This window comes from Pseudomonas sp. 3A(2025), assembly GCF_054589175.1.
This window is the reverse complement of the sequence record NZ_BAAILM010000022.1, coordinates 196,225-216,656: the sequence shown is the minus strand read 5'-3', so window position 1 is coordinate 216,656 and position 20,432 is coordinate 196,225. Positions and strand designations below refer to the sequence as shown.

Below are 20,432 nucleotides of genomic sequence, written 5' to 3'. Positions count from 1 at the left end.
GCGGCAAAGTTGAGGTGCTGCTGGGCTATGACGGCCAGCCGCTGACCCGGATGGGCTTGTACACGGTCGACGAAGTGCAGGTGTCCGGCGCGCCGGACACGATGACGATTCGCGGCAAGGCTGCCGACATGCGTGGCAGCGGCAAAACCACGCGCAGCGGCAGTTGGGAAGGTGTGCCCCTGGCGCAGATCGTCTCTGAAATTGCCAAGCGCAATGTCTGGGAGCCGGTCTGTTCGGTGCAAACGAAGGTCGAGCGCATCGATCAGCGTGGCGAATCTGACTTCAATTTCATCACACGCCTGGCAAAGCTGCACGACTGCACCGCCAAAGTGGCCGACGGCAAGCTATTAGTCATGCCCCGGCAGTCCGAACTGAGCACGACCGGCAAAGTGTTAGGTGTCGTGATGCTGGTCAAAACAGATGTCACTCGCTACGACTTCAAGCTCGGTGATCGTTCCACGCAAAAGGCGGTGAAGACCCAGCACAAGGACAAGAAAACCGGCGATCTGAAGGTGGTCGAGCTGGGTAATCCCGAGGCCCCGGAAGGCCTGCCGCCGGTGCACACCGACCGGCATATCTACCCGAACGAAACCGCCGCCACTGCCGCCGCTAAAGCGCGTTTGGCGGCGTTCAACCGCAGCACGGCGACGGTGCGTCTGGAAATGCCTGGCCGCACCGACCTGTTTGCCGAGCGCGTGATCGATGCCCAAGGCTTCAAACCCGGTCTTGACGGCAAGTACTTGGTCGACAGTGTCGAGCAGGTGTTTACCCAGGGCGGGTGGTCAACCACGGTTGAATGCAACGGTGGCAAGGACGGCAAGGCCAAGGCTAAAGGCAGCAAAAAGAAGGAAGAAAAACCGCTCAAGGTTGTGCAGCTGTAACCCCTCATCGGATTTAACTCATTCATCCATGACCTGCCTTTGCGGGTTTTTTTGCGTCTGGAGAAAGCCTATGCCCATCACTGAACAGCAACTGCTGCAGATCCTGCCGGGCTGCCGGCCCGTCGTCGGCATCTTTGTGCCGGCACTCAATCGGGCTATGCCCCGTTTCAAGATCGATAACCGTCTGCGCATCGCGGCGTTTCTTGCCCAGGGCGGCCATGAGTCTGGCCACTTGCATCGCCTGGTCGAGAACCTGAACTACAGCGCCCAGGGTTTGATGAGCACCTGGCCGACCCGGTTCGACGCTAGGCTTGCAGCGGAGTGTGCCCGCAAACCGGAGCGCATTGCGCATGTCGTGTACGGCTCGCGTATGGGCAACACCCAGCCCGGCGATGGCTGGCGGTTTCGTGGGCGTGCGGTGTTGCAGATTACCGGGCGGGATAACTACCGCGTCGCCGGTACTGCGCTTGGGCTTCCCTTGGAGCGGGAGCCCGAACTGTTGGAGCAACCGGAGCAGGCCGCACTGGCCTCGGCCTGGTGGTGGTCCCAGGCCGGCTTGAACGAGCTGGCTGACGCCGGCCGCTTTCAGGACATCGGCATCCTGATCAACACGGGCAAGATCGGGCGGGTGCCGCATGGTGCCGCCGAGCGTAAGGCGTTGTATGACGTGGCGCTCAAGGTGTTGAAGTGATCGCGCTGACGGCTGCCACTGCCAGCACCGGCCGGCTCTGGCAGATGTTGGTCAGCGCTCTGCTGGCCATCGGGCTGATCGGCGGGAGCCTGTACCTGGCTTATGACCACGGCCGCAGCGTCGAAAGATCAGAGTGGCAATCTCGCTGGAGTGCCCGTGATGCTGGCGATCAGCAAGCCTGGGCACTGGCTCAGGCAAGCGAGCGCGAGAAAGAACAGGTCCGACAGCAATCAATCAATAAGGCGATTCAAGATGGACAACACATCATCGACCAGGCACTGGCTGATGCTGCTGCCGCTCGCGCTACTGCTGGCAGCCTGCGGGACACAGCCGACGACCTTGCCCGCCGTCTCGCAAGTCAAACCGGCAGCCATTCCTGCACTGCCGCCGCAAGCGCGGCAGCAACTCGCGCCGTCCTGGTGCTTGCCGACGTGCTCAAGCGCGCTGACGAAAGAGCGGGAGATCTGGCGGAATATGCTGATCAGGGGCGGGGCAGGGGACTGACGTGCGAGCAGACCTATAGTGCGCTCGACTGATGACCTGACTTTTCTTCGCAGTCGACAGGCCATGGCTTGTTGGCCACCGCGATGCTGAAAGAAATTCGTAGTAAAGGAGAGGCCGACACTGGATGCGTCAACATCCAGTGTCGGTCACCAAACCCGCAGTCCATTCCTGCAAGTCCAGCCAAGGCCCCCCGCTTCGTGCACAAAGCGAGCGGAGCCTATCACCTGTCTATTTATACAGTAAAGGCTTGCAACCAATGTCCTCTCCCATCATCCCCTGGATGGGCGGTAAACGCCGTCTGGCCGACCGCTTGATACCAATATTCCCCCCTCATGAATGCTACGTAGAAGTCTTTGCCGGCGGCGCCGCGCTGTACTTCATGCGTCCTCAACCTGCACCTGTAGAGGTGCTCAACGATATCAACGGTGATCTGGTCACCCTATACCGGGTCGTGCAGAACCACCTTGAAGAGTTCGTGCGCCAGTTCAAATGGGCGCTCAGTTCACGCCAGATCTTCGAGTGGCAGAAGATGACCCGGCCCGAAACCCTGACCGATATCCAGCGTGCCGCCCGGTTTTTCTACCTGCAGCAGCATGCGTTCGGTGGCAAGGTCAGTGGGCAGACTTTTGGCACTGCAACGACTGGCCCGGCCATCAACTTGCTGCGGATCGAAGAGAATCTGTCTGCGGCTTGGCAGAGACTCGCCGGCACCTACGTCGAGAACCTGCCTTGGTTGGATTGCGCCGAGCGTTACGACAGGGGGGATTCCTTCTTTTACATAGATCCGCCGTACTGGCAGACCGCTGGGTTTGGTCTGAGCTTAGATTCGACCAGTACTAGGCGATGGCCGACTTCATGCGACGGTGCAAAGACAGGGGGATGGTCAGCATCAATGACCGTCCTGATATTCGGCAGGTAATCAAGGGGGATTACTGCAGGACCTTAAACATTCTTAACACAACCGGCAATCAGCGTGCCAGACAGGCTGAAGTAAGTGGGGAGTTAGTGGCCATGCTCAGAAAACTTCTGCGTAGGACTTTTTGATTTGAGTGTTCCAAATGAGGTTCTGCAGCAAAGCAAGCGTCGACTCCAAACTCGCCTGATAGCTTGCAGTTTTTTCAAGTAAACCTAAGGTTGATAGGAAAATGTTGAATTTGTTATGCGTCTTTTCTATGATGAGTTTCTAAGATGTAAAAGGGTTGTCTTTTTACAATGAGAGTGCTGTTTTTATGCGAGCTATATGGTCCGGTGCTATAAAGGATTATCATTATGGTCATGAGGGGGGTGGGCTTAAAACAGATAGATTGAATTTGCTCATTGGTCCTAATAATAGTGGGAAAAGTCGACTTCTTCGCAGTATTTTTTATAGCGATATTCAACAGCGAAAATTTGCTTTAAAAAGCAGGTTTGATAAGCTTTCGAATGGATTCTATGATGTATTCGAAATACTTAGCCGTAATCCTGTGGTCGGTGGTTTTGATTCTGGCGGATTTTTTGATTTGATCAGTGGGGAGTGTGTTTCAATTGAGGGTATGTTGGAGGCATGCGAGGGGTTTTCCAAGTTAATTAATGACGCGACTCGGCCTAATTATAGTATGTCAGGCACTGGTGCAGGGGTAGTAGCATTTCGGGAGTTGCAACATTTATTGATAGCCTATAGAGAGAGGAATGCTCTAAACGATTTTATTACGGATCTTAAGGAAGAGGTTGATTTTCTTGCTAGAATCAAAAGCTTTTATGTGCCTGTATTAAGAGGGTTGCGACCTCTGAATGATCAGGGGGACTTTTTTTACGAGCGAACTGTTAAAGATTACTTTCCTAAGTTGAAGGATGAAAGAGAGCTTAAGCAAGGTGGTGGGATAAAGAGTTTAAAGTTCTTGGATCATATCAATGTAGTCACAGGTTTTCATCTTTATAGCTTGCTGGTTAGCCATTTGTTAGGGCAGCCAGAAGACCGTGCGCGGATAAGGGAATATGAAGAGGTACTAGGGCGAGAGTTTTTTGGGGGAGCGGTCGTAACATTGATTCCATCATATGGTAAGGATACAATTTCAGTAAAAATTGGAGATGAAGACCAATTCCCTATTTACGATCTGGGCGACGGTATGCAGCAAGTCATCATCATTACTTCCGAAGCATTTCTCAATAAAGAAAAATCTTTGTTTTTTATCGAGGAGCCTGAAGCTTGCTTGCATCCCGGACTTTTGAGAAAGCTTGCGGCGTTTCTTCTTGAATACACGAATCACTATTATTTTGCTACTACTCATTCAAATCATCTGTTGGATCTGGCTGAGGTTGACAATAGGGTGGTAATTCATAAAGTGTCAAAGCGTGGAGTGCAAAAAGACCTAGTGTTTTCAATTCAGGAGTGTACTAGAGATAAAGATATTCTTGCAGAGCTAGGTGTGTTGGCATCTTCAGTTTATTTGGTTAATTCTACTATATGGGTTGAGGGCGTAACTGATAGACTTTATTTAGGGGTTTTCTTAAAAAAATATCTTGAAGAATTGTTGTGCGATAAAACTAGGCTCAAGCTTGAAGGGTATCTTGAAAATAACCACTATGCATTTGTGGAGTACCAAGGAGGTACTTTGGGGCATTGGTCTTTTGAAAATAATTGTGAGGACGGTAATTTAAATGCAAAATCTCTTTGCTCGAGCGCTTTTTTAATTGCGGATGGCGATATAGTCGGTAAGGGGAGTCGGGCTAAGATTTTAGAAGAACAGCTAGGTATGCGTTTGCATATACTTGTTGGTAAGGAGATTGAAAACTTTATTCCTAGAGATATTCTGTTGGCGGCAGCATTAAATATTTTCTCCCGCAAAAAGAAATCGTCTGTAGATGGATTGGATTCGGATTTATTGAAAAACTTTCCAAGCAATATTGAAAGTTCAGAGCAGGGAGTTGGCTTTCATTTAGATGTGGCTCTAGGTTTGAAAGGCAAAGGTAAAGATAATCGTCGAATTTTTGCTGATGAAAGTGGAACTATAAAGGATAAAGTTAAATTCTGTCATGAGGTTGTAGATGTGATGACGGTCATGGACTGGCATCTAACTGACTCTTTGCGTGATTTGTGTTCCAAGATATTTGATCATGTGATGGTCTGCAATTCTAGATGATATGGCTTGAAGTCTGGGCTTATACTAGTGTGGTTCATTGATTTAGCAAGGTTGATCTGAGCTTAAAGAATCTCTAATCCAAGTGTTGATCAGTTTCAAAAGTTGTTCTTGGCTCAAAGCTATCCATGTGCTGTACAAAAAATCGTTAGTGTCTAGTTCTAAATCAGAGGTAAAGCTATTTTTTGAACTAGGCAAAGGCAAGAAGTTGGTTATCCTCGGCTGAAGACGCGATTTTTTTGGGTAAAGGTGGCTTAGCTCGAACCGCTTTTCGCAATAATTTCAGTTCTAGGAACTGATTTTAAATGTGGTCAAGCCGCGCGTTTGGCACTGAGATGACTTGTGCATCCGCCTGCTATTCCGCACAAATGAGGTTGGCATGTGGTGCCGTTCTATAGGGGCGCTATGGTGGCTTGGGCAATGGCTTGGCTTTGGATTAAGCGTAGTAGTTAGTCCATCCCTGCAGAGGTGTCGCTTTGGGTTTTGTCTTGAAGCCATACCGAATCCGTGGGGCAAAAATGGGGCAAATCGTACGCCATTCCATGCCCATCTATGCCCACATAGTGATCACCTGAACTTTAGAAAGCGGCCCGTAGTCTCTATAAACAGTGGTTGCGGGCTTTTTTTGCTCAATACTCAAGCACTATGGGGGTGTGGCATGAGCTTTGGGTTCAGCCAGAACCAGACATGATCGGCTCATGCGGCACTGCAAAGCAAGGACATTGTGCCCAGCACTAATGATCATCCTGATATTCAGCATGTGTTCGCAGGATTTTACTTGGAAATCATCACTGGGATTTCGCTATCCTCCATGAAAATCATGCAGAGACAAGACTCTAATAGATGCATGCAAATATCTTGAAGCATATTGAGTTGTTGCTGGTGCAGAAGTCCATTGGGGTGAATTAGGTTGTGCCGAAGTGGGTGGTATCGCTCATCCGACCTTGATGACATGTGAAATTTTTCTAGTGTCAATAACAACTTCAAACTCACCGGACTGATTGGAAAAATATACGTGCTTTTTTGATATTGTAGTTCTTAATATTGCTCTTTTGTTGATGTCGAATTCAGGCTGATCTTTGTAATGTTTGAAAGCGAATAGCTCTGCTATTTCTTTGCGGGTGGTCCATGACTGTCCATAGTTTGATGAGGTGTATTCTATAATATCTGTGCCTCTGTATAAGGTGATTATTTCAGGGAGTTCATTGATGTCATTTGGTTTTAGCTCTTCGTCAAGTATTATTTTGGGATGCCAGCTTTCATTTTCCTGTAATGTAAATAGGTGGTGGTGTCCGTTACAGGCAAATGAGGCGAATGTATGTCTTAGTGAGTCAAGAGTTGTTAATGCTTCAGTGTTGTTAAGTTTTTTAGATAGTTCAAGGCTGAAGTTATTTATTTCTGCTTGAGCTGGACTTTGCTCTAGTGAGTTGGCGTTATAAGTATGGTTGGAGTTGTTTTGGTCGATAATTGAGCGTATGAAGTGTGAGATTGCATGCTCAAGGTGGGTTTTGTATGGTGATAAAGCGCGCTCGCTGAGCTTAAAGGTTATGGAGTTAAGTACAATTTTCATTTTTTCTGATATAAATTCTTGATCTTCTTTTGATAACATGGCGTATATCTCGTGGTTTCTTTTGATGACTAAAGAGGCAGTTTTACTGGGCGGCTACGCAGATGCAATTTTTTATATTTGGCTGGGAAGTTATTCTGGGTTCTCGAGGAACGGAATGTGCCTCAAGATTATAAATATATTGATCGGTCCGTTCTACGGATGTTGCTGGATTTTTGTTGTGAGTCTTGTTTGATCAGGTGAAGGTTTTTCTAATGCAATACCTGGCTCTTGATGGGAGGTGCTGGTTGCGGGCTTTGTTGAATCATATATGTATGATGCCAAAATGGAACCTATAGCTCCTAGGCATATTGCTGTCAGGCTAGAGATCAAAAGTGACCAGAGAGGATGTTGCTTGATGAAGTCAGTTATTCTGTAAAAAAGATCTTTTCTGATTTTTATTATTTCTGACTGATATTTTTTTAAAAGCTCGATTGAGATTTTTTCTCTTTTAATTGTCGCGACACAGCTTGGGCAAATTACTGGTTTGTGGCATGAGTTTATTATCTCTGTTTTGATGCCGTTTAGGTCATAAATACATCCGCGTGTATCGTCGTGCGTGTAGTCTGTGTTTTCTGCGTTTGTAGGTATACGATTCCCATTTCTTTTGTAAAGTAGGGTCTGGGCGTATATCAACCGAAGAATAGCATTCTCAAGTGGAATATTTGAAGATGTTAGTATGTCTTTTATTTCATGGAATGAAAATAGTATTCGGTTGTTTTTTAGTCTTCTGGTGTACCAGTTTTCTTCAATTGGAAAGTTTACTATGGCAATCAAAAAATGTTCGGAGGAAATTGAGGGTATTTCTGGTTCCAGTGTTTTGTCTGAATAATCCCATTGGTGTCCGTCGGATTTGCAATTAAGATCAAAGCTCTCTATTTCTCCAGTTATCTCAAATATGGAAGATTTCCATTCTTTCAATTTGCGGCGTTGGAAATTAACTGGAGGAGATCCGAGTGTGATTAGCCTTATTTTGATTTTGTCCATTTCCGATCCTTGGCGTAGTGAGTTAGATGGCGACAGGGGTTTACAGAAATTTTAATTTTTTGTTGACTGGAAATCAAATTTAAAAGCTCTTCGAGCTTTCAGCCCAAGATTACCGCATTCGCACGTCGCGTGATCTCCATTGCCTCATCCACGGTAATGAGGTCGAGCACCCGCATATGAGCTGTCCTGGCCAGCAGCGCCTTGAGGACCCAGTCACGGCGGCCGTGCTTTCCTCCGATGATCCTGATCTCATGCTCCACAGCCGACAAGAAATCAGTCCTGAGGACGAGCTCTACTTCGCTGCGCATGCGGTGCTGCTCCATGGGTATGCAATGGGGTTCCTCAGGCCATGGCCAGGCTTGAGATGAGGCTGTTACTGATGTGGTGCAGGCATGAAGTGACGCTGTTACGACTAGGTATTGAATTTATGTCGGCAGAACGCCGGAGAGGGGTGCAGCTTTGGGCGTTGCGAAGCAAGCCGTTTTGTTGCGAAGCATGTACACTACCTGATCAGCAGGAAAAGCGTGCAAACCCTTGAATCATATGGTGCCCCGAGCCGGGGTCGAACCGGCACGTCCAAAGAACGAGGGATTTTAAGTCCCTTGCGTCTACCAATTTCGCCATCGGGGCATAACGACAGAGCAGGGAATATATACATCAAGTTCCTGCGAAGCAAGCGCGAATGGCTCTCACATGGCACAAGATGTTGCATTTGCCTGAAATAAAAAAAGCGCTGTAAATCATGGGGCTACGGAAAATACCGGCTGTGGCGTCATGCCGTTGGCACGCTTTCAGGTTCACACCTGGCGAAAGCTGATCACCCACACCCAGGGATTCTCATGCCATGAACCATTTTTATGCGAGCTCTGCCAGTAAGTCGCAAAAGCAATCACGGCTGTGGCACTCAAGCCTGAGTGAGGCGAAGGCAGATGGTTGGCAAAGTAGATATGCACGCAGTTCTGTATGGGATAAAACCCTTCGGCACCCGCCTGTTCATCGGTGATGTCGTGCAGGTGCTCGCTGCTGACGTCCATCACTTCCAGTTCGATGCGCGAGGCTTGCCTGGGCATCAAGCGGCCCGGCCTGTGCCACCACAGAGGGATGGTGTTGCTGCGTTGGGATTTGGCGTAGCGTTGCGGCTGTGAAAACCGATAGGACTGACCCGACTGCAAGGTCATGTCGATGAAGTGCCAGAGGTCGCGCTGTCTGCTGATGCTGTATTTGGATTCCCAATACCCGTAGGCATAGAAATCTTCTTTAAGCCACAGGTGTGTTCCGGGCGGGCCATAAGGGCAGAGGGGGGGAGAGCGGGCGGAGATGACGCATCGGGCTACGGTTTTCTTGCCGATGAGTATCGCATTGGCCATGGGCGTGCTGAGCATGATCGAACGTTTCATGGATCGGCTTCCCTGAAGGTGTCTACAAGGCATTACAACACGGCGCCGCCTGTGCCCGTGTCGTTTGTCTTGAATAGAGCTGTCGATCCGATGAAGCGTTGTCTGTTTGAGCCGCCGCCTCGTCTCGAGCACGAGACGGCGGTATTGAAGGGTGAAGCTTAGAACGCGTAATTGGCCGACAGAATCGCAGCCCGCGAATCGCCATACTCGATGGCCGAAGAGCGCGCACCGGTGCCGTTCTGCTGGCGAACACGCTCAACGTAGTCCTTGTCGAACAGGTTGTTCACGTTCAGCTGCAGGTCGAAGCTTCTGTTGACCTGATACCCCAGCATCGCGTTATGCAGCAGGTAGGCATCCAGCTTGGCGGTGGTGCTGGAGGTCACGTTGCGCTCACTGACATAGCGGGTGCCGTAGCCCACGGTAAAACCGGCCGGCAGTTTGTAGGTGGTCCACAGGTTGAACGAGTGTGGCGGGGTGTTGCCCAGCGCCTGACCTTCACGAGCGATACCGGCAGCGGTGTCGGCCGCCTTGAGGGTTTCGCTGTCGAGGAAGGTGTAATTGGCGTACACGTCCCACTTGTCGGTGATGTGGCCGGTCACGCCAACCTCGACACCTTGTACGCGTTGCTCGCCGGCCAGTTGGGTCGAACCGTCGGCCATGGTTTCGCGAGCATTGCTCTTTTCAACCCGGAAGATGGCAGCATCCAGTTCCAGGCGCTTGTCCAGCAGCTCCCACTTGGTGCCCAGCTCCCAGTTCTGGTTCTTTTCCGGGTCCAGATTTTCGTTGGTCAGGTTCAAGCCGCCGCCGCTGGAGGCCAGGCTTTCGGCAGACGGGTTGAACGAGTTGCCCCAGGCCAGATAAATGCGGCCGTTTTCAACCGGTTTGTAAACCAGACCTACGCGGCTGCTGGCTTTCTCGTCGGACGACTTGAAGTGCGTGGTGCGCACCTGCGCCGGCGAGAAACCTTCGGCCTCACCCTTGAAGCGGTCGTAGCGTACGCCCAGGTTCAGGTCCCACTGCTCGTGCAGGGCAATGGTGTCGAAGGCATAGATGGCCTGGTTGGTCAGCTCGGTTTCGGTGTAGCCGCTGGTGGCCTTGCTGGTGGCGCCGCCCCAGTAGCCGGGCGGGTTGGTCAGCGGGTAGCCGTTGGCCGGGAAGCCGCTGAGGTTATAGCTGTAGGTCTTCAGGTCCAGGGTTTCGCGAGAGATTTCTACGCCGGTGACCAGGTCATGACGCATGCCCAGCACATTGAAGTTGCTGATCAGGTTGGTCTGGTTGATCCACATCTCGGTGGTGGCATGGCGGCCATAGCCTTGCGGGCCGGCGGGCAGGTATTGGCCGGCGGGTAGCCCGGTAGTGTTGACGTGAGACGCCGATACCGTGGTGTCGCGGGTGATATGGCTGTAGCGCGTCAGGTTCTGCAGGCGCAGGTTGTCGCTGAATTCATGCTCGAAGTTGGCGGTGAAAGCGTTTTGCTCGATCTTCTCTTTATCGAGGTTCTTCCAGCCGAAATAGTCTTCGCGGCTGACACCGGCCAGCTTCTTGCCGTCCAGAGCCGGCACACCGTAATCAGGGGTGTTGTCGTCGGTCTGGTGGAATGCGCTGAGGGTCAGGCGCGTGGAATCGCTCAGGCCCAGGCGCAGGGACGGGGCGATACCCCAACGCTCGCGCTCGATCTCGTCGCGGCCGGCCACGTCATTCTTATGGCCCATCAGGTTCAGGCGAAAGGCGCTGTCGGTGCCCACGCCTTCCAGTGGCTGATTGGTATCGACGGTCATGCGGTAATAGTTGTCGGTGCCCAGGCTGCCGCCCAGGCGGGTGAAAGCGCGGTTTTGTGGCTGCTTGCTGATGATGTTGATGCTGCCGCCGGTGGTGCCAGCGCCGCCGAATACCGAGTTCGGGCCTTTGATGACTTCGACCTGATCGATGTTGAAGGTGTCGGTGCGGCTGGTCTGGGCACTGTCGCGCAGGCCGTCGATCTGGATATTGCTGTTGGCCGAGAAACCGCGGATGTTGATGCTGTCACCCGAACCGCCGCCGCCTTCGCCAGCATTGAAGGTGATACCGGAGACGTTGGACAGCACCTGGCGCAGGCTCAGGGCCTGTTGCTCCTGAATGACCTGGGCGGGGACCACGGTGATGGTCTGCGGGGTGTCGAGCAATTGGGTCGTGATCTTGCTGGAGGCCGAGCGCTCGGTCTTGTACTCGCCGGTGCCGGCAGCGTCGACATTGATGTTATCCAGTTGCACGGCTTTATCGCGTGACTGATCGGCCAGCGCATGGCCTGCGCAAGAAGCAACGGCCAGGCCGAGGGCCGACAGCATCAACGTGTTGGAGGAGCGATTGAGGGCAAGCTTGTGGGTCATGTGCAACGCTACCTATGAGAATCCAAGTGTAATTATTTTTGAGAAGCATTCGCAGTTGTGCTTCGGGTGCCAATAGTGCTGAGAATCATTTCTTTTTACAATGTATGTATCGAAATTATTTCTGCGTGCTGTTGTCGCGGATACGAAGTCGCTGCGCAGTGTCACCGCAGAACGGGCGCAAGGTCTGTCAGACCCATGCCTCTGGTTGGGCAGGATCTGCAGACATTGATGGCAGGAAGGAGGTGAAGCAGGATGTAGGTCAGGCCAGAACAGCAACGCTCTTGATCTGCGCCCAAAGCGGTTGGCCGGTGTGCAATTGCAACTGATCGCTTGAGTAGCGGGTGATGCGCGCCAGCAACGGCGTGCCGCTGGCGTCGAGCCGAACCAGCACATGCGCTGGATGCTCGGCGGGCACCTGGCTGACCACGGTGACCGGCAGGCGATTGAGAATGCTGCTGTGCTCGTCCGTTTGTCGGGTCAGGCTGACATCCCGTGCCTGCACCTTGAAGCGCAGACGACTGCCGGCGGCCTGCGGGCCATGGGCAATGCGCACTTGTTGCTCGCTGCCGGGCAGGTTCAACGTCAACAACTGGTAGTGCGCATCAAAGCTCGCCACCACGCCCTCGATCACCACGCCGGCATCGGCCTCCAGCGCGGTCGGCAGATCAAGCCGGGCGAGGGTATTCTGCAACGGACCGCTGGCAATCGCGCGGCCTTCGCTCAGCAGCACCAGGTGATCGGCCAGCCGCGTGACTTCATCCTGCGAATGGCTGACATAGAGCATGGGAATACGCAGCTCGGCGTGCAGGCGCTCCAGATACGGCAGAATCTCTGCCTTGCGCCGGGCATCCAGCGCCGCCAGTGGCTCATCGAGCAACAGCAGGCGCGGGCTGGTGAGCAGGGCGCGGGCAATGCCGATGCGCTGGCGTTCGCCGCCAGACAGTTTATCGGGGCGCCGGTCCAGCAAATGGCCGATGCCCATCAATTCAATCGCGTGCTCGATCTTGACCACTTGCTGTACGGCGGGAATTCGACGCAGGCCGAACTGCAGATTGTCCATCACACTCAGGTGGGCAAACAGGCTGGCTTCCTGAAAGACATAACCCAATGCGCGTTTGTGTGTGGGCACGAAAATGCCGCGCCGGGTGTCTTGCCAGACCTCGCCGTTCACCTCGATAAACGCCTCGGGCGCCTTTTCCAGGCCGGCCACGCAGCGCAGGCACGTGGTCTTGCCGGAACCGGAGTGGCCGAACAGCGCGGTCACGCCCTGGCCGGGCAGGTCCAGATTGACGTCGACGCTGAAGTCGGCGAACGCCAGTTTCAGGCGTATATGCAAGCGGTCGTTCATCGATCAGCTCCAGACCGTCTTGTTCTTGCCGCTGGAATACAGCGCCAGCAGCACCAGAAAGGAAAACACCAGCATGAACCCGGCCAGCCAGTGCGCCTGCTCATAGGCCATGGATTCGACGTGATCGAAAATCTGCACCGACACCACGCGGGTCTTGTCGGGGATATTGCCGCCGATCATTAATACCACCCCAAATTCGCCGACGGTGTGCGCAAACCCCAAAATTGCGCCCGTCAGGTAACCAGGACGAGCGAGCGGCAGCACCACATGGAAAAACGTGTCCCAAGGCCCGGCGCGCAGGGTCGCGGCGACCTCGAGCGGGCGGCTGCCCATGGCGGCGAAGGCGTTTTGCAGCGGCTGCACCACAAAGGGCAGGGAATACACCACCGAACCGACCAGCAATCCGGCAAAGCTGAAGGTCAGGGTGCCCAGCCCCAGGCTTTGGGTCAATTGACCGACAGAGCCATGGGGGCCGAGCAACAGCAGCAGGTAAAAGCCGATCACCGTGGGCGGCAGCACCAGCGGCAACGCCACCACAGCGCCGATCGGGCCCTTGAGCCACGATCGGGTGTGGGTCAGCCACAGTGCGATCGGCGTGCCGATCACCAGCAGAATAAGCGTGGTCAGTGAAGCCAGCTTGAACGTCAGCCAGATCGCCGCCAGGTCGCTGCTGTCCAGCGGCATTTACAGCTCGTAACCAAAGGATTTGATCACCGCAGCGGCTTTCGGACCCTTGAGGTAGTCGAGCAGCGCCTTGGCGGCGGCGTTGTCCTTGCCCTTGTTGAGGATCACTGCGTCCTGCTTGATCGGATCATGCAACTCGGCGGGCACTTGCCAGGCCGAACCGCTGCTGATCTTGCCGTCCTTGTAGATCTGCGACAGGGCGACAAAGCCGATCTCGGCATTGCCGGTCGAAACGAACTGATAGGCCTGAGTGATGTTCTGACCTTCAACGATCTTCGGTTTGGTCGACTCGGTCAGGCCCAGCTTTTCCAGCACTTGCGTGGCGGCAAGGCCGTAAGGGGCGGTTTTCGGGTTGGCGATGGACAAGTGCTGCCAGGTATTGGCCTTGAGAATATCGCCCTTGGCGTCGACATAACCTTCCTTGGCCGACCACAGCGCCAGGGTGCCGACGGCATAGGTGAAGCGCGAGCCTTTGACGGTGTCGCCTTCCTGCTCAAGCTTGGCAGGTGTGGTGTCGTCGGCCGCCAGGAACACCTCGAACGGCGCGCCGTTCTTGATCTGGGTATAGAACTGGCCCGTCGAGCCAAAGGCCGCCACCAGTTTATGCCCGGTGTCTTTTTCGAAATCCTTGGCGATGGCCTGGATCGGTGCAGTGAAGTTGGCCGCCACCGCGACCTGGACTTCATCGGCGTAAGCCGGCATCACGCCCCATACGGCGGCGGTGATGGCGAGGGACTTAAAGGCGACACGCAAGGGGAATTCACGCATGAAACGGCTCCGGCAGAAGGTGGGGGGTGTTGTTTTAATCACTGAAGGCCTAACGCTATGTATTTGAATATATAGCGTTAGGTCGTGCACGGGAAAGTGCTTTCACATGACAGCGTCGCCGTACGCCCGCTTGGCATAACACAATTGACATTTAAAACACTCGGTCTAATATCTACCCTCATGAATGAATCTATCGCCAAACCCCGCCGTCCAGGTCGCCCGCCCAAGCTCGACCGCGACAACCTCGAAACCCGCGAGGTGTTGATCCGTCGCGGCCTTGAAGTCCTCACCGAGCAGGGCTTCACCGCCACGGGCCTGGATTTTCTGCTCAAGCAGGTCGCCATTCCCAAGGGCTCTTTCTACAACTACTTCGCCAGCAAGGAAATCTTCGCCCGCGAAGTGCTCGATCGCTACGCTGAGTATTTCGCCGATCTGCTGGACCGCCATCTGCTGAATGAGGCCATGTCGCCGCTGGAGCGCCTGGTCAGTTTCGTGCAGGCGGCGAAGACCGGCATGGCCCGCCATGATTACCGCCGTGGTTGCATGGTTGGCAATCTGGGCCAGGAAATCAGTGTGCTGCCCGAAGCGTTTCGCCCACGGCTGGAGCAGATCCAGCTCGACTGGCAAGCCCGTCTGGCCACCTGCCTGCGCAGCGCCAAAGTGGTGGGTGAACTGGGTCGCAGTGCCGATTGCGATGAGCTGGCGGCATTTTTCTGGATCGGCTGGGAAGGCGCGGTATTGCGTGCCCGGCTGGTACAAGGCGATGCACCGTTGAACACCTTTATTGCCGGGTTCCTGCGCGGCTTGCCGCAATAAACCCGGCTGCAAGACGATCGGTCCAAAAGGAGGCGACATGTCCAGCAGCACATTCAAAGGCATCCTCATCGACAAGAACGAGGCGGGCTATCAGGTCAGCCTCAGCAACCTTGAAGAAAGCGCCCTGCCAGACGGCGATGTGACCGTGCGCGTGTCGCACAGCACCCTCAACTATAAAGACGCGCTGGCCATTACCGGCAGCAGCCCGATCATCAAGCGTTTTCCGATGGTGCCCGGCGTCGATCTGGCCGGTACGGTCGACAGCAGCGATCACCCACGCTACAAGACCGGCGATCAGGTACTGCTCAATGGCTGGGGCGTCGGTGAAGGCCATTGGGGCGGGCTGGCCCAGCGGGCGCGCCTCAAGGGCGAATGGCTGATTCCCTTACCCGCGGCGTTTACTCCCGCCCAAGCGATGGCCATTGGGACTGCGGGTTACACCGCAATGCTCAGCGTCATCGCCCTGGAAAAGCACGGCGTCAAACCCGAGGACGGCGAAGTGCTGGTCACCGGCGCCAATGGCGGCGTGGGCAGTTTTGCCGTGGCTTTGCTGGCGCGCCTGGGTTACCAGGTGGTGGCCTCCACCGGCCGCCCGCACGAGAGCGACTACCTCAAGCAACTGGGCGCCAGCGCCATCATTGACCGTAACGAACTCAACCAGCCGGGCCGGCCATTGCTCAAGGAGCGCTGGGCGGCGGTGGTCGACTCGGTGGGCAGCCACACCTTGGCCAATGCCTGCGCCGCCACGCGCTATCGCGGCATCGTTGCCGCCTGCGGCCTGGCCCAGGGCATGGAATTCCCGGCGACTGTCGCGCCGTTTATCCTGCGCGGCGTGACTCTGGCCGGCATCGACAGCGTGAACCGCCCGTTTGAAGACCGTATCGAAGCCTGGTCCCGTCTGGCCACCGACCTCAATCCGGCCTTGCTGTCCCTGATCAGCCATGAAATCGGCCTGAGCGAAGTCATCGAGCAATCGCCCCGGCTGATCGCTGGCGAGATACGTGGACGTGTGATCGTCGACGTCAACCGCTAAACCCAATCCAGAGCTGCAAAAGAAAAGGCTTCACACGTGTCAGAGCAACCGCGTCCCACCCCGATCACCTTGCCGGATGTCAGCAACCCGCTGCGCCTGTACATGGACCGCCTGGCGCCTTCAAGCCGGCAGACCATGCGCTATGTGCTGCAGGATGCCGCCGACCGCCTGGGGCTGATCGATGTGGACATTGCCGATGTGCCCTGGCACACCCTGCAACCAGGGCATATCACCGCGTTGGTGGCGACCCTGCGCGATGACGATTACGCGCCCAACACCACTTCGCTGTACGTCAACGCCATTCGTGGGGTGATGAACGAAGCCTGGCGGCAGAACCTGATCAGCCATGACCAGTTGCTCAGAATCCGTTCGGTCAAGCCCATGGCCGGCTCACGGCTCAGTCGCGGGCGCAATATCCGCCGCAGCCTGATCCGTGAGCTGATGGACGTCTGCGCCGCCGACCCGCGCCCGCAAGGCCGGCGCGATGCGGCGATCATCGCTATTCTTTATGGCTCGGGCATGCGCAAGTCCGAGTCGGTGAACATCGATCTGGCCCAGGTCGATTTCGAGCAGCGCAGCTTGTGTGTGCAAGGCAAGGGCAACAAGCAGTTGATCAAATACGCCCCGGCCTGGGCCTTCGAAGCGTTGCAAACCTGGCTGCAACTGCGCCGCGATGACCTGCCGGCCGGGCTGCCGGACGACACCTTTCTGTTCAACCGCATCCGTCGCGGCAGCCACATCACCCGCGAGCGCATCACCAAGCACGCCATCTATTTCATCGCCCGTCAGCGTGGTCGCCAGGTGGGCGTGGACATCATGCCCCACGATTTCCGTCGTTCGTTCATCACCCGCGTCATCGAGGAATTCGATCTGTCCATCGCCCAGAAACTGGCGCACCACACCCACATCGCGACCACCGCCAGTTACGACATGCGCAACGACAACGAGCGGCGGCGAGTGGTCGATCATCTGGAGCTTTAAGGCTCGCGACAGCCCAGTACCTCGCACAATTCAGCCAGCGCATCGGCCCGCGCCTGCTGCCCGGCGGGCAGGTTGGCGCCCACGTGCGGTGCGGTGTTCACGCAGCTGTCCTGAAAGCTGAACGTTTTGCCGGTCTGGCGATTGATCAACTCGCCGGGACGTTGCTCCTCGATCCGGCAATTGCGCACGCTCTGCGCCCCTTGTGATACACGGGTGGCGAACGGTAGCGGATAGTCGAAGCCGTGATGACCACCGGCATACGGGTAAAGCTTCACTGACTGGCCAGCCTGTTGCAGGCGCTGAACATACTCGGCGCAACGCTCGAAACCGTTGTAGTCATCGGCCAGGCCATGGAACAGGCGAATCGGCACGGCCTGGGTCTGGCTGTCGTCCAGATAACGGGTGGCGCAATCGGGATAAAACGCAAAAAAGCCCTTGAAGGCGTTCTCGCCACCCCACAATTTCTGAAAGCGCAGCACGCTGGCGTACAGCGCCGACTGCCCGCCGCGCGAGAAGCCCAGCAGCGCGACCCGCTGGCCATCGACCAGTGGATGCGCCGCCAATGCCTGACGCGCCCGATAGCTGTCGAGCACCATGTTCAAGCGGCCCAGACTCGCCTGGTCTTTCGACACATTGACCAACCCGCGCCCGCTGAAACTGTCCAGCGTCAGCGTTGCCAAACCGTTGTGATTCAGCAGTCGTACCCAATATTCACTGCCCGCGCCGAGACCGCTGGAGCCATGCAGCATGATCACCACCGGCGGCTTCTGCACCCCTTGCGGCAGGCGCAACTCGGCGCCGAGTCGTACCGGCGTGGCCTTGCCGTCGCCGGTCAGAAACTGCGCATCGCTCAGGGTCAGGCTGTCGATGCTCAGCAACTCGACCCGCGCCGGCAGATCGGCCAGCGACTCATCGGCCGCCTGCGCCTGCGCAAAAAACAGCCCGACCATTAGCAGCCCCGCAATCAAGCCCTTCATAGCTCGTAGCTCAGCGAAAACAGCACGGTGCGCGGGTCGTTCAGGCCATAGGCGCGGGCGCCGCTGGCGGCGGAGTAGATCACCGACTGCGGGTAGGCGCGGTTGAGAATGTTCTTCACCGCAACGCCCGCGCTCCAGTGGCCGTCGCCTGTGACATAGCGCAGGTTGGCGTTCCAGAACCACTGCTCGGGCAGGTCGTAGATCGGCTGGTTGAGCGGGTTGGAGGTCGAGCGTGCCTGGTATTGCAGGTCGCTGTTGGCGGTCAGTTCGCCCGGCAGGTCCAGTGGCAAGCGGTAACTGGCGGCGGTGGATGCACTCCAGCGCGGCGACAGCGGCATGCGGTTGTCGTCGGCATCGATGCCTGGGCCGCCGGCATTGGCGAAGCGCTCGTAGTAAGCCTCCAGGTAACCGACGTTAAGCGTCAGTTGCAGGGCATCGGTAGCCGCCCACTGGTTTTCCAGCTCGACGCCATAGGTGTGGGCACCGCCGGCGTTGATGCGCGCATATAAAGTTGCCGATCGAAGGCGCGTAGGCGGTGGCTTGCAGGTCTTTGTAGTCGTTGTAGAACAGCGCCACATTGCTGCGCAGCCGGCCATTGAAGAACTCACCTTTCAGGCCCGTTTCCCACGTAGTAACGGTCTCCGGGTCGAATGCCGTTTCGGCGGAGGCCGCTGCGGTGGCGCGGTTATCGAAGCCGCCGGCCTTGAAGCCCTGCGACACCGAAGCGTATTGCAGCAGGGTATCGGACCAGGCGTATTCCAGGCCCAGCTTCGGCGTCCAGGAGTTCCAGGTTTGATTCTCGTCGGCGCTGAAGCGCAGGCCATTGCGCTGCTGGTCGGTGGTGATGTCGTAATTGGAGAAGGTGAAGTCCTTGCGCTCATGGGTAAAGCGCAGGCCGGCAGTCAGGCTCAGTTTGTCGGTCAGGTGGTAATTGCCCTGGCCATAAATCGCTGCGCTGTCGGTGCGGGTGGTGCTGTACAGGCCGTTGCCGACGATGCGGTTCTGGGCAATGTTGTTGGTCAGGCTGTCACGCTCGGCCCTGAAACGCTCATGGAACAGGAACAGCCCGGTGGTGAAGTTGAAACGGTCGTAATCACCGTTGAGCTGGAATTCCTGGGTCGCGTAGTTCTGTTTGTAGAGGATATACGAGCGCTGGATAAACTCGGCGGCGCCTGAGTTTTCCGAGTTGACCCGTTGATTGAACGCCGACCAGGCGCTGATGGACTTGATGCTCAGGTTGTCGTTGATCGCGTAAGTGGCGCGCAGCACCGAACTGCCCTGGTCCAGGCGGTTGTGCGGTACCCAGCTCAGGCGGGTGCTGAACTTGTCGTAATGGCCGTTGCTGTCGAACGGCGTGTAGCTGGCGCTCTCGCCGTGGTCGAAACTGCCGGACAGGGTCAGTTGCACATCCCACGGCGAGTCGTCTGGCGCCCAGCGCAGCTTGCCGCGATAAGCCTGGCTGTCGATGTCGTTGCCATCGCGGTTCAAGGTCTTGTTGCGCACCGTGCCGTCACGTTGCAGGTCGATGGCCGAGAAACTGGCAAACAGGGTGTCGTCGATCAATGGCCCGGAGACCGTCAGCCGTGCATTACGCGCGTTGTAATTGCCTGCTTCCAGCTCATACAGGGCGCGGGTTTCCTGATTCGGGTCGCGGGTCAGAATGCGGATCGCACCGGCGCTGCTGTTACGCCCGTACAGCGTGCCTTGCGGGCCGCGCAGCACTTCGACGCGTTCGACATCGCTGAAATCGACCATCGAGCCGATGGCGCGCGGAATGTACAAATCGTCGGCATACACCGCGACGGCAGCTTCCTGAATCGGGTCGGACTCGCCAATGCCACGAATCGAATAGGTCTGGGTGCTGTGGCCGATGGAGTTACGCCCCAGGCTCAGGTTGGGTACCTGGCCGGCCAGGTCGCGCACGCTTTTGACCTGGGTCTGTTCCAGCCGCTGGGTATCGAAGGCAGAAATCGCCAGCGGCGTACGCTGCAGGTCTTCGCTGCGGTGCTCGGAGGTCACGGTGACCACCGCCACCGCCAGCGCCGGCGCGGGCGGCAAGTCGCTGGCTGGTGCATCGCTGTATGCAACGCTTGCGCGGGCAACCAGTGTGCCGTGTTCGCCAGGACGGGCCACCAGACCGGTACCTTGCAGGGCGGCGGCAATCGCCTGTTCGTTGCTTAACCGGCCGCGCACCGCCGGCGCCTGCAAGGGCGCCACCAGCTCAGGATCAAACGAAATCGCCTCGCCACTTTGTTCGGAAATACTCAACAGGGTCGT

The 20,432-nt window shown here is 55.9% G+C and carries 16 protein-coding genes, 1 tRNA gene and 2 pseudogenes; 8 read left to right on the top strand and 11 right to left on the bottom strand.

Annotation, left to right across the window (positions count from 1 at the left end; all coding sequences use genetic code 11):
- The 5 genes and pseudogenes from ACYP2A_RS09180 to ACYP2A_RS09160 form a co-directional block, all read left to right on the top strand.
- Positions 1–881 (top strand): phage late control D family protein (locus tag ACYP2A_RS09180; protein WP_459744562.1); only part of this gene is annotated, 881 nt, incomplete at its 5' end.
- Positions 882–951: 70 nt separating this feature from the next.
- Positions 952–1,572 carry a glycoside hydrolase family 19 protein gene (locus ACYP2A_RS09175; RefSeq protein ID WP_459744560.1) on the top strand — a complete coding sequence of 207 codons (621 nt, stop codon included), beginning with the start codon at positions 952–954 and terminating at the stop codon, positions 1,570–1,572.
- On the top strand, positions 1,569–2,108 hold the full coding sequence (locus ACYP2A_RS09170) for a DUF2514 family protein (RefSeq protein ID WP_459744558.1): 540 nt from the start codon (positions 1,569–1,571) through the stop codon (positions 2,106–2,108). The genes ACYP2A_RS09175 and ACYP2A_RS09170 overlap by 4 nt, the downstream gene beginning before the upstream one ends.
- Positions 2,109–2,332: 224 nt before the next feature.
- A pseudogene (locus tag ACYP2A_RS09165) lies at positions 2,333–3,120 on the top strand (DNA adenine methylase).
- 155 nt (positions 3,121–3,275) lie between these two features.
- A complete protein-coding gene (locus ACYP2A_RS09160) occupies positions 3,276–5,195 on the top strand; it encodes an AAA family ATPase (protein WP_459744557.1) in 1,920 nt (639 codons plus the stop codon).
- Positions 5,196–6,126: 931 nt separating this feature from the next.
- Here ACYP2A_RS09160 and ACYP2A_RS09155 read toward each other — a convergent pair.
- The 9 genes from ACYP2A_RS09155 to modA all read right to left on the bottom strand — a co-directional run bounded on the left by ACYP2A_RS09155 (position 6,127) and on the right by modA (position 14,282).
- The gene (locus ACYP2A_RS09155; protein WP_459744555.1) at positions 6,127–6,801 is read right to left on the bottom strand and encodes a hypothetical protein; all 675 of its coding nucleotides are present in this window, start codon (positions 6,799–6,801) and stop codon (positions 6,127–6,129) included.
- Positions 6,802–6,954: 153 nt separating this feature from the next.
- Positions 6,955–7,785 (bottom strand): hypothetical protein, encoded by an 831-nt coding sequence (locus ACYP2A_RS09150; RefSeq protein WP_459744553.1) that lies wholly within the window; start codon positions 7,783–7,785, stop codon positions 6,955–6,957.
- 98 nt (positions 7,786–7,883) lie between these two features.
- Entirely contained in the window at positions 7,884–8,093 is a 210-nt protein-coding gene (locus ACYP2A_RS09145) for a hypothetical protein (RefSeq protein ID WP_459744551.1), read from the bottom strand.
- Positions 8,094–8,329: 236 nt separating this feature from the next.
- Positions 8,330–8,415: transfer RNA gene (locus tag ACYP2A_RS09140), tRNA-Leu, on the bottom strand.
- A 167-nt stretch (positions 8,416–8,582) separates the two neighbouring features.
- Complete coding sequence (locus ACYP2A_RS09135) at positions 8,583–9,167, bottom strand: hypothetical protein (protein ID WP_459744550.1); 585 nt, start codon at positions 9,165–9,167, stop codon at positions 8,583–8,585.
- 173 nt (positions 9,168–9,340) lie between these two features.
- Positions 9,341–11,548: a TonB-dependent receptor gene (locus ACYP2A_RS09130; RefSeq protein WP_459744549.1), complete on the bottom strand. Its 2,208-nt coding sequence runs from the start codon at positions 11,546–11,548 to the stop codon at positions 9,341–9,343.
- A 259-nt stretch (positions 11,549–11,807) separates the two neighbouring features.
- A complete protein-coding gene (modC, locus tag ACYP2A_RS09125) occupies positions 11,808–12,896 on the bottom strand; it encodes a molybdenum ABC transporter ATP-binding protein (RefSeq protein WP_459744548.1) in 1,089 nt (362 codons plus the stop codon).
- A gap of 3 nt (positions 12,897–12,899) precedes the next feature.
- Entirely contained in the window at positions 12,900–13,580 is a 681-nt protein-coding gene (modB, locus tag ACYP2A_RS09120) for a molybdate ABC transporter permease subunit (protein ID WP_459744546.1), read from the bottom strand.
- A complete protein-coding gene (gene modA / locus ACYP2A_RS09115) occupies positions 13,581–14,282 on the bottom strand; it encodes a molybdate ABC transporter substrate-binding protein (RefSeq protein WP_459744629.1) in 702 nt (233 codons plus the stop codon).
- A gap of 246 nt (positions 14,283–14,528) precedes the next feature.
- Between modA and acuR the strand changes: the two genes are divergently transcribed.
- The 3 genes from acuR to ACYP2A_RS09100 all read left to right on the top strand — a co-directional run bounded on the left by acuR (position 14,529) and on the right by ACYP2A_RS09100 (position 17,178).
- A complete protein-coding gene (gene acuR / locus ACYP2A_RS09110; RefSeq protein ID WP_459744544.1) occupies positions 14,529–15,164 on the top strand; it encodes an acrylate utilization transcriptional regulator AcuR in 636 nt (211 codons plus the stop codon).
- Between the two features lie 37 nt (positions 15,165–15,201).
- On the top strand, positions 15,202–16,197 hold the full coding sequence (acuI, locus tag ACYP2A_RS09105) for an acrylyl-CoA reductase (NADPH) (protein ID WP_459744543.1): 996 nt from the start codon (positions 15,202–15,204) through the stop codon (positions 16,195–16,197).
- Positions 16,198–16,299: 102 nt separating this feature from the next.
- Positions 16,300–17,178 carry a site-specific integrase gene (locus ACYP2A_RS09100; RefSeq protein WP_459744627.1) on the top strand — a complete coding sequence of 293 codons (879 nt, stop codon included), beginning with the start codon at positions 16,300–16,302 and terminating at the stop codon, positions 17,176–17,178.
- Here ACYP2A_RS09100 and ACYP2A_RS09095 read toward each other — a convergent pair.
- Together ACYP2A_RS09095 and ACYP2A_RS09090 are read right to left on the bottom strand one after the other, a co-directional pair.
- Positions 17,175–18,155: a dienelactone hydrolase family protein gene (locus tag ACYP2A_RS09095; RefSeq protein WP_459744541.1), complete on the bottom strand. Its 981-nt coding sequence runs from the start codon at positions 18,153–18,155 to the stop codon at positions 17,175–17,177. The genes ACYP2A_RS09100 and ACYP2A_RS09095 overlap by 4 nt on opposite strands.
- Positions 18,152–20,213, bottom strand: a pseudogene (locus ACYP2A_RS09090) (TonB-dependent receptor). Before ACYP2A_RS09090 ends, ACYP2A_RS09095 begins: the two are co-directional and overlap by 4 nt.
- Positions 20,214–20,432 lie beyond the last annotated feature (219 nt).

Bases quoted from the DNA above. Each gene is read 5' to 3' on its own strand.
- acuI (WP_459744543.1), top strand. From the start codon at position 15,202: ATGTCCAGCAGCACATTCAAAGGCATCCTCATCGACAAGAACGAGGCG.
- acuR (WP_459744544.1), top strand. From the start codon at position 14,529: ATGAATGAATCTATCGCCAAACCCCGCCGTCCAGGTCGCCCGCCCAAG.
- ACYP2A_RS09130 (WP_459744549.1), bottom strand. From the start codon at position 11,548: ATGACCCACAAGCTTGCCCTCAATCGCTCCTCCAACACGTTGATGCTG.
- ACYP2A_RS09145 (WP_459744551.1), bottom strand. From the start codon at position 8,093: ATGCGCAGCGAAGTAGAGCTCGTCCTCAGGACTGATTTCTTGTCGGCT.
- modA (WP_459744629.1), bottom strand. From the start codon at position 14,282: ATGCCGGCTTACGCCGATGAAGTCCAGGTCGCGGTGGCGGCCAACTTC.
- ACYP2A_RS09175 (WP_459744560.1), top strand. From the start codon at position 952: ATGCCCATCACTGAACAGCAACTGCTGCAGATCCTGCCGGGCTGCCGG.
- ACYP2A_RS09135 (WP_459744550.1), bottom strand. From the start codon at position 9,167: ATGCTCAGCACGCCCATGGCCAATGCGATACTCATCGGCAAGAAAACC.
- modB (WP_459744546.1), bottom strand. From the start codon at position 13,580: ATGCCGCTGGACAGCAGCGACCTGGCGGCGATCTGGCTGACGTTCAAG.
- ACYP2A_RS09100 (WP_459744627.1), top strand. From the start codon at position 16,300: ATGGACCGCCTGGCGCCTTCAAGCCGGCAGACCATGCGCTATGTGCTG.
- ACYP2A_RS09155 (WP_459744555.1), bottom strand. From the start codon at position 6,801: ATGTTATCAAAAGAAGATCAAGAATTTATATCAGAAAAAATGAAAATT.
- ACYP2A_RS09095 (WP_459744541.1), bottom strand. From the start codon at position 18,155: ATGAAGGGCTTGATTGCGGGGCTGCTAATGGTCGGGCTGTTTTTTGCG.
- ACYP2A_RS09150 (WP_459744553.1), bottom strand. From the start codon at position 7,785: ATGGACAAAATCAAAATAAGGCTAATCACACTCGGATCTCCTCCAGTT.
- modC (WP_459744548.1), bottom strand. From the start codon at position 12,896: ATGAACGACCGCTTGCATATACGCCTGAAACTGGCGTTCGCCGACTTC.